Source organism: Streptomyces sp. NPDC001135 (assembly GCF_053598395.1).
The window spans coordinates 1-12,299 of sequence record NZ_JBSFKD010000046.1 but is presented as its reverse complement, the minus strand read 5'-3'; the positions used below and the strand labels follow the sequence as shown (position 1 = coordinate 12,299).

Genomic DNA, 12,299 nt, shown 5'->3' with positions numbered 1-12,299 from the left:
CCGGTAGCACCGAGGCTCGCCGAGGACGCAGCCGTCAGCTCGTCAGGGCGATCAGTACGCCGGCACCGAGGAAGGCCGCCCCGCCGAGCGACAGGAACACCAGCTGCCCCGTCATGTGCCGCCACATGTGAACCCGTGCTGTCCGGGGATGCGTACCCAGGTACACCACCGGTACCGCACGGCCGGTCGCCAGGCCCTGCCCGGTCCCCCGCATCCGGGGTGAGAACTCCGCACGGTTGCCCTGCTGGTCGAGGAAGGCCATGGCCGGCACCCATTCGTGCTCGTCGGGGTCGTCGACCTGGACGTTGTCGACCACGACACCCTCGGTGCGGATACCGTCCGCCGAAGCCGCCCCACCACCATGGCCTCCCGCAATCCGAAGCTCAGAATCAGCACGCAACCGCCGCGCACGCCACCGCGCCCGTCCGACCGTTCGGCATGACCGCCTCCTTCGTCTCGCCCGGCCCGTGATCAGTCTTCGGCCGGTCCGGGGACAGGACTGCCGAGGAGTCTGGCGGTGAAGCTCGCCAGCTGCCTGCGCATCTCCCCACGGGTCATGCCCTTCTCACCCGCCAGGTACTCGACGAGGTCGGCCCGGGCGGCAGCGAGCAGTGCGTGGGCAATGAAGTCGCTATCGGTCAGGTCGGGGATTTGCTCCAGCAAGTCGCGGAGCAGGGTGTGCCAACGCCCGTATTGATCCGTCCGATACGGGCTGTCCGTGCCTGTGCCCTCCAGAGCCAGGGCGAGGTGGCGGTTGTCGAGCTTGAAGCACAGGACGGCGTCGAGCAGGGCCGGTACGCGCTCAAGCGGCGGGGTGGCGGGCCCAAACGGTGGCGGGCCTTCTTCGGCAGCGTGCCTGACGGGTTCGAGCCGTGCTTCATACAGCGCGCGGAGCAGCCCGGTGCGGTCGCCGAAGGCACGGAAGAGTGTTCCCTTGCCGACGCCGGCCGCGGCCGCGATGTCGGCCATGGTCACCTCCTCGGGGCTGCGGCACTGAGCGAAGAGGGTGTCGGCGGCCACAAGGGCGGCTGCCCGGTTACGGGCCGCGTCCTTGCGTGGCTTTCGCTCGGGCATGCGGTTCCTCCAGTTGCGATCCGGACCGGCGGTCCGTATCTTCGCTGAAGCGGACCGCCGGTCCGCATCATATGGGAGGGAGTTCTCGTGCCCGAAATCACCCCACCGACGGATCTGTACCGCCACGGCCTGCGCCTACTACTGGACAAGGACATTCCGGCCTGGGTCGGTCTGTGGGCCGAAGGCGGAGTCATGGAGTTCCCGTTCGCTCCCCCTGGATGGCCCAGGCGACTGGAGGGCCGGGCGGCCATCGGCGCCTACATGCGCGCCTATCCCGACCACATCGACCTGGACGACTTCCCCGACCTCAAGATCCACCAGACCACCGATCCCGCGACCATCGTGGTCGAGATGCGCGGAGTCGGCCGCTTGGTGGAGACGGCGAGCCCCTTCGACATGACCTACATCGCGGTCGTGACGGTCGAGGAGGGACGTTTCACCTCCTACCGCGACTACTGGAACCCGCTTGCCGCGAACGACACCGGCGTGGACTTCACCAAGGGCAGTCGCCGTTGACCGCCATCGACACCGTCCTGGTCATCGGCGCCACCGGCACCACCGGAAGCCGCACCACCGCGCAGCTGATAGCGGCCGGCCACCGCGTCAAGGCCGCCAGCCGTCGCGGCACCCCGCTCGCCGGCGCGGAACCGGTCCGCTTCGACTGGTACGACCCCACCACCTTTGCTGCCGCCCTCAGCGGTGCCGACCGCGTCTACCTCATCCCGCCCCTGGGCGACCCGGACCCGGCCGCGCGCATGCTGCCCTTCCTCTACCAGGCCCGCGCCGCCGGCGTACGTCGCGCGGTACTCCTCGGCTCCTCGGCCATCCCTGAGGGCGGCCCGGCCGTGGGGTCCGTGCACCAGGCCCTGCCCGGCCTGTTCGACCAGTGGGCGGTGCTGCGGCCGTCGTGGTTCATGCAGAACTTCACCGGCACGCACACCCACGCCGACAGCATCCGCGCGCACGGCGTCATCCGCACTGCGGCCGGCAACGGCCGGGTCGGCTTCGTCGACGCCGACGACATCGCCGCCGTCGCCGTCCGTGTCCTGACCGACGAGCGGGCACCCAATGCGGGCCTGGTCCTCACCGGACCGGAGACACTCAGCCACGACGACATCGCCGACGTCCTCACTCGGGTCAGCGGCCGTTCCGTGGTCCACCGCCACCTGACGTACGAACAGATGCGGGATCGCCTGGCCGCAGAGATGCCAGTCGAGTTCGCCGCGATGCTGGCCGGCATGGACCGCACCATCGCCGAGGGAGCCGAGGACCGTACGACCGACACCGTCCAGCGCCTCACCGGCCGGCCGCCCCACAGTTTCCAGTCGGTCGCCGAACGAGAACTGGCACAGGACAGCTGATGTGCACTGGCGTGGGCACAGGGGGCCTGCCGTACTGGACTGTCAGGCCGCGCATGCTGCCGACGGGATGCCCGAAGGCGGCCACCCCGGGTGGGGCGTAGTTCGGTCAGGACCGGGGTTCGAGGTAGCGGCCTGCGCAAGGGAGAGGAAGCACCAGGCCCGCTGCCTGAGCGGTGCGAGCCAGGGCGGCACGCAGGCGGAGAGCACCATCGGAGGCACGACCCACCACTGAGATTTTCTCAGAGGCTACTGGAATTGAATTCGTGATGTCGGCCTTGCGGGGCCAAGCAGCGTCACTCAACTCTGGGGGTTCGGCTGCCATTCGCGGGTCATTCCCCTTCGTCCCGGCCGGCCGTAGGGCCCGCCTCGAGGGTTGCGCGAAGGATGGCCAGGGTCGAGGCGATGCGGGCCAGGTCGTCGCGGGGAACCGCCGTGGTCAGTGAGGTGAGCTCGCTTTCGACAATGGGGCGGGAAGCGGACAACTGCTTCTCGCCCTCGGATGTGAGGCGGAGGACGGACGACCGGCGGTCCTGGGGGTGCGCGACCCGCAGGCACCAGCCCGCAGCCACCAGCCGGTCGACCGCCTTGCTGACGGCCCCCACGGTGATCGCCAGCTCGCCGACGATGTCGAGCACGCGGCACCCCGGCACGCGGTCGATGATCTCCAAGAGCTCGAACTGTCCGAGCCCCAGCCCTTGTTCGGCGCGCAACCGGGCGCTCACCGCGTTGTAGAGCCGGGTCTCGACGCGGACCAGATCGGTGAAGATCGGAGTGATGTGGCTCACATTAACCTTCCAGTAGATTCCCGGGAATCATCTTCCTTGGAATCCGGTTGGGGTCAGACAGGTGGATTCCCAGGAATCCATCCTCGCACCCCGCCCCATGGAGGCCCCGCATGTCCCGACAGCAGCGCGACGCCCTGGACGCCATACTCCGTTCCGCCCCTCGCAGCAAGATGCGGCCCACTCCCGAGGAGCAGCGCAGCGGGTTCGCCGCGGCTGTCACCCGCCCCACACCGGAGGGCGTGGTCACCCGCAGGACCGTCCTGGGCGGGCGGCCGACCCTGGAGCTGGAGCCGTCCGAAGCCTCCGGCCGCGGCCGGCTGCTCTACCTGCACGGCGGCGGCTACGTCATCGGCTCACCGGACACCCACGCAGGTCTGGTCGGTGAACTGGCCCGCCGCGCCGGGCTGCGCGCGACGTCGGTGGATTACCGGCTGGCGCCCGAGCACCCTTTTCCCGCGGCTGTCGACGACGGGCTCGCGGCCTACCGCGAGCTGCTGGCGTCGGGCACCGACCCACGGGACCTCGTCATGGCCGGTGACTCCGCCGGTGGCGGATTGAGCATCGCCACGCTGCTCGCCGCCCGGGAGGCCGGGCTGCCGCAACCAGCCGCCGTGGTCGTCTTCTCCCCCTGGGCCGACCTCACCCTCGCTGGAGGAAGCATCCGTTCCAAGGAGAGCGCCGACCCCATTTTCGCAGAGGCCGACGTGCGCGCCTACGCCGATCTCTACGTCGGCGCAGGCGACAGAGCGCATCCCCTGGCCAGCCCGGTGTTCGCCGACCTCACCGGACTGCCCCCACTCCTCGTGCAGGTCGGGGCGAACGAGCTGCTCCTCGACGACGCGGTCCGGCTGGCCGGCCGCGCGGGCGCCGACGGCGTCGAGGTCACGCTCGAAGTCGGCCCCGGCCTCCCCCACGTCTTCCAACACCACTACGGCCGCCTCGACGAGGCGGACGCCGCACTCGATCGCGCCGCACGCTTCCTCACCGCCCACCTGAGCGCCGGGCGCCCGGGCGCCGACCATCTCGAACCGGTCCACTGACACCGACCCCGGCGGCCTCCACGTGATGTCGACGACGGCCGCAGGAGCACCATCGCCGACATCGGTCTCCGTTTCAGTAAGTTCAACGTCTCCGCGGGATCAGGCGTGGACCACTTCGCGTATGCGCGTCCTTCGCCGGTAGGAAGTCGCACCGGGGGCGGCGCCGACCCCTCCACCGGCGTCTTCGCCGTGGTCGACCAGCGTTTGCGTCGTTGACGAGTGCGCGGTCAGCAGAGCCACGGCCCGGGGGGAGCTCTTCGCGAATCGTTTCGAGATCGGCAGTCCTACGCCCACGCGCGTGGATCCAGGACTGGTCCTCGATCCCGTCGTGGCGCAGCAGCCGTCCCCGAAACCCCATTCTCGCGCCGGAAGACCAGAATGCCTTCACCACTGCCTGACCTGCACGGCCACGCAGGCGATCGTGGCCGGGGTACGAGCAGGTGCACGAGGTGATGGGCCTCGCGGATACCTGGTGGAGAGGCCCTGACTCTCTGGTGGCGCCCTATACCGGGGAGGCCGAGTCCCTCGGCTTCCCCGAGGGCCGCATCGCGATGATCTACTCGGGACTTGATGAGTGGGGGCTGCGAGGAGGCGTCGAGGCAGGCGATAGCTGAGATCTCATGGGAAAGACCAAGTCCCACGTGCTGTTTCTGGCCTCCGTCGTACCGTGGGCGCGGACGAACGATCGGGCTCGTCGAGTCAGGCCATCAGGCACATCGTTGAAGAGGTTGAGATTCACCAGGGCGACGCTACCCAGTAGCCCGAAGGACAGCGCGCTCGGGCCCCTCTGCGCGTCTCGCGGCATCGCGCCAGGTCGAGCTGAAGCGGCTGCCCTATTCCGCATGCCCGAATATCCGCGCCTACCGTCCCTGCTGGAGAATAACTGCCGCAAAGACCGGCAAGGGCGGCTTCTACAAGCTCGCCGACTTCGGCATCAACGGCGCGTACGGAGACTCTCTGCACGTCGGCAGCGCAACGTGTCGGCGCGAGGAGTCGAACCCGCCCGAGCTGGAGCCGTCCGAGGGAGCACTCATCGCAGAGCCACCGTCGGCCTCATCGTCGGACCACTACCTTGCCGCCAGCGGCGATGCCGGGCTGACTTCGGTGCTCGTCCTCGGTGGCCATGCGGTGACTGTAGGGAGCGAATGCGGGCGTTGCCACCGTACTCCGGTACCAAGGATGAGCACTCGTGCGTGTGCGGCAGAGCGGAGCCGTCACGAAGGGCTGACGTGCGAGGCGAAGAGTTCCTGACGGCCTCACTGACGCAGTCGTCGTCGTTGAGCACCACAATCTCCTGTACACCCTCGGCCGGTTGCAGGAGGATGCGGAGGGCGGCCTGCGCTACAGCGCGGTGGAGCGGACGTGCAACGACTGCTCACCGAATACGGCCCTCCGAAATACGGCCCTCCGAACAAGACCACGCCCGCTTACCCCTTGCACCACCTGGTCAGCGACGGCGTGTGGGAAGTGCGCACCGATCGCGGGCGGCAGCCCCGGAAGCGGAGTGCGGGATCGCTCAGTTGCTGCTCCCTCGACATTTTGTGCCCTCTCTGCACAGCGAGTTGTACGTAGCCGTGGGCCTGGGGCTGGAGCCGGCTCAGACCGCACGGCTCATGACGGCGAGCAGACAGCGGGACCGGCGGATGCGGGAGTGGGTGCTGACCGCCTATGAGTACCGGTGCGCGTTCTGCGGTCACGACGGCTTTGGCGCGGTGCCGGTTGGGCTGGAGGCCGCCCCGTACGCTGCCCGTACGCTGGTGGGCCATCGGCGGCCCGACGACATCGAGAACGGGCTGTGCTCGGCCCCCAGTCCGGCGCGCGTCCTGTTGCGGCCGCTCACCGCGGCTGGCACACCCGTCAGGTCTTCCACGGCGGCCACGCCCTGCCACGGCCGCCTGACACCGTCCCGACCCCGTCGGCATCGCTGCGCAGGCGAATCCACGGTGCTCGGTGTCGCTCCTGGAAGTCACGCGTCAGTTCGTCGTGACACTGGTCTGGTGCGGTCGGTTGTGCACCAGCAGGGCTGAGGCGAGGGCCGCACACAGGAATACGGCGGCGATGACGGTCATGCCGGCGTGGACGCCGGAGGTGAAGGCGTCACCGATCGCGGCGGTCACATTTGGCGGGGCCGCTCGGTGGCTACCGCTCCCGGTGGAGACGGCGTGCTCGACGGCGGGCCAGGCCGCTCGGGGGACGTGGTGGACGTCCAGCCGGGTCGGCAGTCGGGACTGGAGCCGGCTGGCGAGGAGTGCGCCGAGGAGGGAGGAGCCGGTGACGGATCCGATCTGGCGGAAGGCGTTGACGGCTCCGGAGGCCATGCCGGCGCGTTCGTGGGAGACGCTGACCAGGGCCGCCGCGGTGCTCGGCGCGGCCACCATCCCGCTTGCGGCCCCGAAGAGCGCGAACAGCCACCACACCCGGGCGTACGGGGTGGTCGGATCCAGCGTGGTGAGTCCGGCCGTGGCGGCGGCTCCGATGAGGAAGCCCACGGTCAGCGGGAGCTTGAAGCCGGTACGGCGGATCACACGTCCGGTCGCGTAGCTGACGACGACGTAGACGCCGAACAAGGCCAGCAGCCGCCATCCCACGTCCAGGGCGGACAGATGCTGGACGCGCTCGTAGAAGAGCACCGACAGGATGGCCAGGCCGGTGAAGCCGAACAGGGAGACGGCCGCGACGAACATGACGGCGCTGAAGGATGCCGACCGGAACAGGGTGATGTCCAGCATGGGTGTGCGGCCGGCGCGCTCGACGAGGACGAAACCGGTCAGGGCCGCGGCCGCGGTGATCCAGGCGATGAGGATGCGGGGGCTGGTGTAGCCGTCGTGTCCGCCTTCGATGAGGGCGTAGACGAGGGCGGCGACGCCCAGGACGGCCAGGACCTGCCCGGGGATGTCCAGCTTGCCCTCGGGGCCACGCGATTCGGCGACGAATACCGCGGCGGCCATGGTGACCACGGCGAGGACGGCGGTCGACAGGAAGACCGTATTCCAGTGGAAGTGGTCCAGCAGTGCGCCCGCGATCAGGGGGCCGACGGCGAGCCCGATGCCGGAGGAGGCCGCCCAGATGGTGACGACTTCTGTGCGCCGGTGCGGGTCGGGGAACGTGGCTCCCAGAACGGCCAGGCTGTTGGGCAGGATGAGAGCACCGCCGAGGCCGGAAACGAGCTGGCCGGCGATGACGCCGTCCACCGAACCCGCCGCGTAGACGATGAAGGAGCCGATGATCATGATCGCGGCGCCGGTGACGAAGGCGCGTTTGCGGCCGTAGAGGTTGCCCATGGTGCCCGCGGACATCACCAGACTGGCCACGAGCAGGGTGTACGCGGAGGGGATCCAGACCAGGCCGGTCGGGGAGACGTGCAGGTCGTCCTGGATGGCCGACAGCGCCGACACCGATGCGGTGATCAGCAGAAAGGTCGTCATGGCGCCCAGGCACATCGCGATGAGCGTGACGGCGGCGGCGAGCCGGGAGGGCTGGTTCGGGGAGGGCAGGAGACCGGTTTGCCGGTCGGTCGGCCTGAGCCGGCCCGGGGCGGGGGAAGGAAGGGAAGTCACGGTGTCCTCGTCTCAGCCGAACTGCGGGTACAGGGCGCCGACGCCACCGGAGAGGTCGGCCTGGACCTGGCGGCTGCGGTCGTCGACGACGATCTCGGCAGCCCCGGAGGCAATGCCGTCGACGGCCGCGCGGGCGACGTCCGCCGGGTCGGTCTTGGGCCCGTTGACATGGCGGGCCATGTCGGTGTCCATGTAGCCGACGTGGAGTCCGGACACGGTGATTCCCCGGGGTGCGAGCTGCTGGCGCACCGCGTTGGTCATGCTCCACTCCGCGGACTTGGCCGCGGCGTAGGCGCCGACAGCGGGAAAGCTGATCCACGACAGCGCGGACAGGATGTTCAGGACGGCGCCTCCGCCCTGGGACTCGATCACGGGAGCGAAGGCCCGGATCATGCCGAGGGTGCCCAGGTAGTGGGTCTCCATCTCCAGGCGGACGGCGTCCCAGCTGCCGGTCAGCAGATCGGCGCCCGTGGAACTGCCCGCGTTGTTGATCAGCACCGTGATGTCACGGGCCTCCTCGGCAGCCGCGGCGACCGAGGCGGGGTCGGTCACGTCGAGCCGTATCGCCTTCACGCCGGGCAGGTCGATCCGGTCCGGTCGGCGGGCCGCCGCGTACACAGTGGCGCCACGCGCAACCAGTTCCTGGGCGATCGCCCTGCCGAGCCCGCGGTTGGCCCCGGTGACCAGGACGGTTGCAGTGTTGATGTCCATGATTCCTCCCTCGGGACGCACTCACCCCGAGCTGACTTACGACTACAGAAGCCAGCCATGGTATAGGCTGGCTTTGAGTGAGGCAAGCCAGGTGGAGGGTTAAGAGATGAAGGATCTACTGGAGGAACGGGACGCCTGGTCCATGGCCAACTGCTCCATCGCCAGGACTCTGGAGATCGTCGGCAACAGGACGGCGCTACTGATCATGCGCGAGGCGTTCTTCGGTACACGCCGGTTCGACGACTTCGCCAAGCGTGTGGGCATCGGCGAACCCGCCGCTGCAGCGCGCCTGAAAGAACTGACCGCCGCCGGTCTCCTGGAGCGCGTCCCTTACCAGGAGCCCGGCCAGCGGACCCGGTACGCCTATCAACTGACGCAGAAAGGGCGGGACTTCCGGGCCGTCATCGTGGCGCTTCGGCAGTGGGGCGACACCTGGGCCGCCGACGAACAAGGGCCCCCCGTGGTCGTACGCCACGAGAACTGCGGCGCCCCGGTGCACGCGGTGCTCCGCTGCGACGACGGCCACGACGTGCCGATCGGGGACTCGTTCGTCGACGCCGGCCCGGGTCTCATTCGCGTCCGCCCGAACAGTCCCTGAACCCCGCCGCGGCTGACACACCCGGCAGGACGATTCCACCGCAGAAGTGACCCGCCCCGCCATCGCCGACCGGCACGCTCCCCCGGCGCGATCGTGGCAGCCCCACCACCAGCCTGTCCGAGCAACTCGGCGGGGCCGGAACGGGGACTACCGCTACGCATGGACACGGGATTCCACGTTTCGCCGTCCATGCGCTGCTAAGGCTCGTCTTCGCCGAGGAAGCCGAGGCGTTCATCGACTTCCTCACCCACCACATCGACCGGCGTCCGGGCCCTTCCGGCCGGCTGCAGATCATGTACGGCATCGACGGCCGAGCCGAGTTGCCCGAGCGTGAGCTCTCCCACCTGGAGGGCTACCGCGGCTCGGCGCCCGTGCGGATCGGCAACGGCGCCGCCACCCAGCTGCAGCTCGACATCTACGGCGCCCTGCTCTGCTCCGCTTACCTGTACGACATGTGGTGCCAGCCCCTGACCAGCGGCCAGTGGTGCGCGGCGTGCGAGCTGGTGGACTGGGTCTGAGCACTGGGACGAGCCGGACGACGGCGTGTGGGAGACCCGCGGCGGACGCAGGAAGTTCCTCTGCTCCCGTCTCATGTGCCGGGTGGCCGTCGACCGCGCCATGCACACAGCCCTGAACCGAGACCTGCCTGCGGAGCTCTACCGCTGGGGCCCGGTCCGGGACACGATCTACTGGCGGATCCTGGACCATGGCTGGTCACCGAACCGGCAGGCGCCCCGGCACCAGCCACTGGGTGGCCGAGGAAGCACTGCAGGAAATGCTCACGGCGCTGGCCACCTTTCCGGCCCAGTACCGCGATCAAGCCCGGAGCACACAACCGCGGGCCACCGCGATGCCCGGCAAATGACCGCCACCGACGCGTGGGTCAGCCGACGAGCTGCTGGCCGCCGTCGACGTCGTACGTCGCACCTGTGAGTGCGCTGTTGGTCATGATGTGCACGGCGAGCGCCGCCACGTCCTCGGGTACGACCACACGCCCGATCGGCAGCGTGGTGCGCAGCTCCTCGCGACGGGCGTCGATCGTGTCGCCGAGCAGCCGGGCCGACAACGGCGTGTCCACGAAGCCCGGGGCGATCAGGTTCACCCGGACCGGCGCGAGCTCGAGTGCGAGACTGGCCGTGAACGCGGGCATCGCGGCGGTGACCGTGGGGGCGACACCGAGAGCGGCCCGGATCCGGCGGGCTCCCGTGCCGCCCAGAAGCAGCAGCGTGCCGCCGGGCCGTACGGTGTCGGCGCAGTGGCGCGCGACCTCGAGTGCGAGCACCATGTGGTCGCTGATCGCCCGGCGTGCCTGCTCGGCGTCCATGTCCAGAAGGCGGCCGTAGGACGGGCCGCCCGCGGTGACCAGCACGTGGTCGATCGGTCCCGGCAGTTGCTGGAAGAACCGCTCCAGCTGCACCGGGTCGTACGCGTCGAACGCCGCGGTGCTGAGCGCGTCGGCTTCCTTGGCCGCGGTGCGCAGCCGTTCCGGGTCCCTGCCGGTGAGGACCACCGACGCCCCCTGGTTGCGGGCGAGCCGGGCGGTCGCCAGCCCGATACCCGCGCTCCCGCCGAGGACGACGAGGGTCTGCCCGTGCAGGGCCTGGTCGCGGGAGCCGTATCCCGCAGGCGGCTCAACGTTCATGAATCCTCCTGCGCTGCGGTCTTGCCTAGCTTGTGCCGAGGACTGATCCGGCACGGCGTAGAGCTGCGGCAGGAACCAGGCGGTGATTCGCTGCCGACAGCCCCTTCGTGCCGAGGCGGCTTCCCCTCACCGTTCGACTGATGGCGACAAAGCATGCTTGACCTGCCTGGTCCGCTCGTTGGTAAGGACTTCCACCCGGTCGTTCGCCCGTGCCTCCACGGTCTGGTCCGTTGACGGGATCCATTCGACGGCGCGCGCCAGGCGGTGGAGATCAACTACTTCGGCACCTGGGCCGTGTCCCGTGCCTGCGCCCCGGTCCTGGCGCGCAACGGCGGCGCACTGCTCAACATGCTGTCGACCGCCTCCCGGCCGGACTATCCCGGGAATTCTCGTGATCGGGGTCCCCGCCGGCTTCGTGGAGACGGATCTCAGCACCTTCACCGACGCACCGAAGATCAGTGCGGAGGATGTCAGCAGCTTGGTGGTGAAGCCTCCGGCGCCGACGTTGTTGATCACAATGGTGGCGTCGCCGGCTGCCGCGGCGACCTCCTCCGGCACGGTGACGTCCAGACGCAGGGGAGTCAGGTCCTCGCCGCTCACGCTCGCCGGATCGCGGACACCGGCGTAGACCTTGCCCGCTTGCCGCGCGATCAGTGCGCGGGCGAACGCGTAGCCGATGCCACGGTTGGCTCCCGTGACCAGGGCAGTCGATTCCTTGATCTCCATCGCGCTTCCTTCCCGCTTCCGCACCTGATTTCGTACCGTGCCGGGACGGCCGGGTCGTCACGCACGCAGGTTGTCCACGCGAGAAGCCCTCTCCCCCACCAGCGTGCATCGAACGCCGCAGCGACGCATGTGAGACGGCGCCCGGCTGCAGGGCCCCCATTTCACCGCCTGGCCGTCTTAGAAGACGAACAGTGGCTTGGTGCCGTGTGCGGGTGCTTCGGCGAGCGGGACGGCTTCCGTGAAGCGTTCGAGCGGGAACGGCTGGCCTTGGGGGATGCTCAGCACCTCGTCGGTGACGAGGCTGCGCACCTGGGACAGCGCGTGCAGCGCGTCCTCGGGTGAGGCGGTGCCGAACCATCGGTTCAGCCAGAAGCCGCGGACTGCTTTGGTCTCGTAGATGACCGAGCGTGCCTGCAGCGGGATGGTCAGCGCGGCGGGGTCGGTCTGCCGGTGGGTGGAGAGTGCGCCGTAGACCACCAGCTGTCCTCCCGGAGCGAGTGCCTGGGAGACCTGGGCGCCTACGGGGCCCGCCACGCAGTCGACGGCCTTGCGCACGCCGGCCGGCCCCGCTGTCTCGGCGACACGTTGCAGTAGGTCCTCGTCCTCGGTGCAGATGACCTCATCCCCGCCGAGTGCCTTGATCTCCTCCACGGCGGTGCGTCGCCGCACGACGTTGATCGTGCGGATACCCAGGTGCCGGGACAGCTGGATGTCCCTCCCCTCGTAGCGTGGAGTCCGTGAATGCAGGGGAAGTTGAGGTTCATGGGGTCCAAGCAACGGACGTACACGCCTGAGTTCCGTGAGG

Annotated in this window: 12 protein-coding genes and 2 pseudogenes; 6 read left to right on the top strand and 8 right to left on the bottom strand. The window is 69.4% G+C overall.

Annotated elements, in window-relative coordinates; genetic code table 11:
- Positions 1–34: 34 nt before the first annotated feature.
- Together ACWC94_RS37695 and ACWC94_RS37690 are read right to left on the bottom strand one after the other, a co-directional pair.
- Entirely contained in the window at positions 35–316 is a 282-nt protein-coding gene (locus tag ACWC94_RS37695; RefSeq protein ID WP_450801802.1) for a hypothetical protein, read from the bottom strand.
- 155 nt (positions 317–471) lie between these two features.
- On the bottom strand, positions 472–1,074 hold the full coding sequence (locus ACWC94_RS37690) for a TetR/AcrR family transcriptional regulator (protein ID WP_450801801.1): 603 nt from the start codon (positions 1,072–1,074) through the stop codon (positions 472–474).
- A gap of 87 nt (positions 1,075–1,161) precedes the next feature.
- Between ACWC94_RS37690 and ACWC94_RS37685 the strand changes: the two genes are divergently transcribed.
- Positions 1,162–1,590: a nuclear transport factor 2 family protein gene (locus ACWC94_RS37685; RefSeq protein ID WP_450801800.1), complete on the top strand. Its 429-nt coding sequence runs from the start codon at positions 1,162–1,164 to the stop codon at positions 1,588–1,590.
- On the top strand, positions 1,587–2,435 hold the full coding sequence (locus tag ACWC94_RS37680) for an NmrA family NAD(P)-binding protein (RefSeq protein ID WP_450801799.1): 849 nt from the start codon (positions 1,587–1,589) through the stop codon (positions 2,433–2,435). The genes ACWC94_RS37685 and ACWC94_RS37680 overlap by 4 nt, the downstream gene beginning before the upstream one ends.
- A 329-nt stretch (positions 2,436–2,764) precedes the next feature.
- Here ACWC94_RS37680 and ACWC94_RS37675 read toward each other — a convergent pair whose 3' ends face one another.
- Complete coding sequence (locus ACWC94_RS37675) at positions 2,765–3,220, bottom strand: MarR family winged helix-turn-helix transcriptional regulator (RefSeq protein ID WP_450801798.1); 456 nt, start codon at positions 3,218–3,220, stop codon at positions 2,765–2,767.
- A gap of 110 nt (positions 3,221–3,330) precedes the next feature.
- On the opposite strand from ACWC94_RS37675, the gene ACWC94_RS37670 reads away from it, so the two are divergent.
- Both ACWC94_RS37670 and ACWC94_RS37665 read left to right on the top strand, forming a co-directional pair.
- Positions 3,331–4,260, top strand: a complete 930-nt coding sequence (locus ACWC94_RS37670) for an alpha/beta hydrolase (protein ID WP_450801797.1) — start codon at positions 3,331–3,333, stop codon at positions 4,258–4,260.
- Positions 4,261–5,551: 1,291 nt separating this feature from the next.
- Positions 5,552–6,159 (top strand): annotated as a pseudogene (locus tag ACWC94_RS37665) (phosphorothioated DNA-binding restriction endonuclease); the annotation flags it as partial.
- A 74-nt stretch (positions 6,160–6,233) separates the two neighbouring features.
- Here ACWC94_RS37665 and ACWC94_RS37660 read toward each other — a convergent pair.
- Both ACWC94_RS37660 and ACWC94_RS37655 read right to left on the bottom strand, forming a co-directional pair.
- Positions 6,234–7,817, bottom strand: coding sequence for an MFS transporter (locus ACWC94_RS37660; protein ID WP_450801796.1), 1,584 nt, complete (start codon positions 7,815–7,817; stop codon positions 6,234–6,236).
- Positions 7,818–7,829: 12 nt separating this feature from the next.
- Positions 7,830–8,528 carry an SDR family oxidoreductase gene (locus tag ACWC94_RS37655; RefSeq protein ID WP_450801795.1) on the bottom strand — a complete coding sequence of 233 codons (699 nt, stop codon included), beginning with the start codon at positions 8,526–8,528 and terminating at the stop codon, positions 7,830–7,832.
- A 106-nt stretch (positions 8,529–8,634) separates the two neighbouring features.
- Between ACWC94_RS37655 and ACWC94_RS37650 the strand changes: the two genes are divergently transcribed.
- Both ACWC94_RS37650 and ACWC94_RS37645 read left to right on the top strand, forming a co-directional pair.
- Positions 8,635–9,126, top strand: coding sequence for a winged helix-turn-helix transcriptional regulator (locus ACWC94_RS37650; protein WP_450801794.1), 492 nt, complete (start codon positions 8,635–8,637; stop codon positions 9,124–9,126).
- A 62-nt stretch (positions 9,127–9,188) separates the two neighbouring features.
- A pseudogene (locus ACWC94_RS37645) lies at positions 9,189–9,858 on the top strand (glycoside hydrolase family 15 protein); the annotation flags it as partial.
- Positions 9,859–10,009: 151 nt separating this feature from the next.
- On the opposite strand, the gene ACWC94_RS37640 reads toward ACWC94_RS37645, so the two are convergent.
- The 3 genes from ACWC94_RS37640 to ACWC94_RS37630 all read right to left on the bottom strand — a co-directional run bounded on the left by ACWC94_RS37640 (position 10,010) and on the right by ACWC94_RS37630 (position 12,271).
- Positions 10,010–10,768 carry an SDR family oxidoreductase gene (locus ACWC94_RS37640; RefSeq protein ID WP_450801793.1) on the bottom strand — a complete coding sequence of 253 codons (759 nt, stop codon included), beginning with the start codon at positions 10,766–10,768 and terminating at the stop codon, positions 10,010–10,012.
- Positions 10,769–10,894: 126 nt separating this feature from the next.
- On the bottom strand, positions 10,895–11,494 hold the full coding sequence (locus ACWC94_RS37635; protein ID WP_450801792.1) for an NAD(P)H-binding protein: 600 nt from the start codon (positions 11,492–11,494) through the stop codon (positions 10,895–10,897).
- Between the two features lie 177 nt (positions 11,495–11,671).
- The gene (locus ACWC94_RS37630) at positions 11,672–12,271 is read right to left on the bottom strand and encodes a zinc-binding dehydrogenase (protein WP_450801857.1); all 600 of its coding nucleotides are present in this window, start codon (positions 12,269–12,271) and stop codon (positions 11,672–11,674) included.
- Between the last annotated feature and the right edge of the window lie 28 nt (positions 12,272–12,299).

Bases quoted from the DNA above. Each gene is read 5' to 3' on its own strand.
- ACWC94_RS37670 (WP_450801797.1), top strand. From the start codon at position 3,331: ATGTCCCGACAGCAGCGCGACGCCCTGGACGCCATACTCCGTTCCGCC.
- ACWC94_RS37655 (WP_450801795.1), bottom strand. From the start codon at position 8,528: ATGGACATCAACACTGCAACCGTCCTGGTCACCGGGGCCAACCGCGGG.
- ACWC94_RS37650 (WP_450801794.1), top strand. From the start codon at position 8,635: ATGAAGGATCTACTGGAGGAACGGGACGCCTGGTCCATGGCCAACTGC.
- ACWC94_RS37635 (WP_450801792.1), bottom strand. From the start codon at position 11,494: ATGGAGATCAAGGAATCGACTGCCCTGGTCACGGGAGCCAACCGTGGC.
- ACWC94_RS37640 (WP_450801793.1), bottom strand. From the start codon at position 10,768: ATGAACGTTGAGCCGCCTGCGGGATACGGCTCCCGCGACCAGGCCCTG.
- ACWC94_RS37690 (WP_450801801.1), bottom strand. From the start codon at position 1,074: ATGCCCGAGCGAAAGCCACGCAAGGACGCGGCCCGTAACCGGGCAGCC.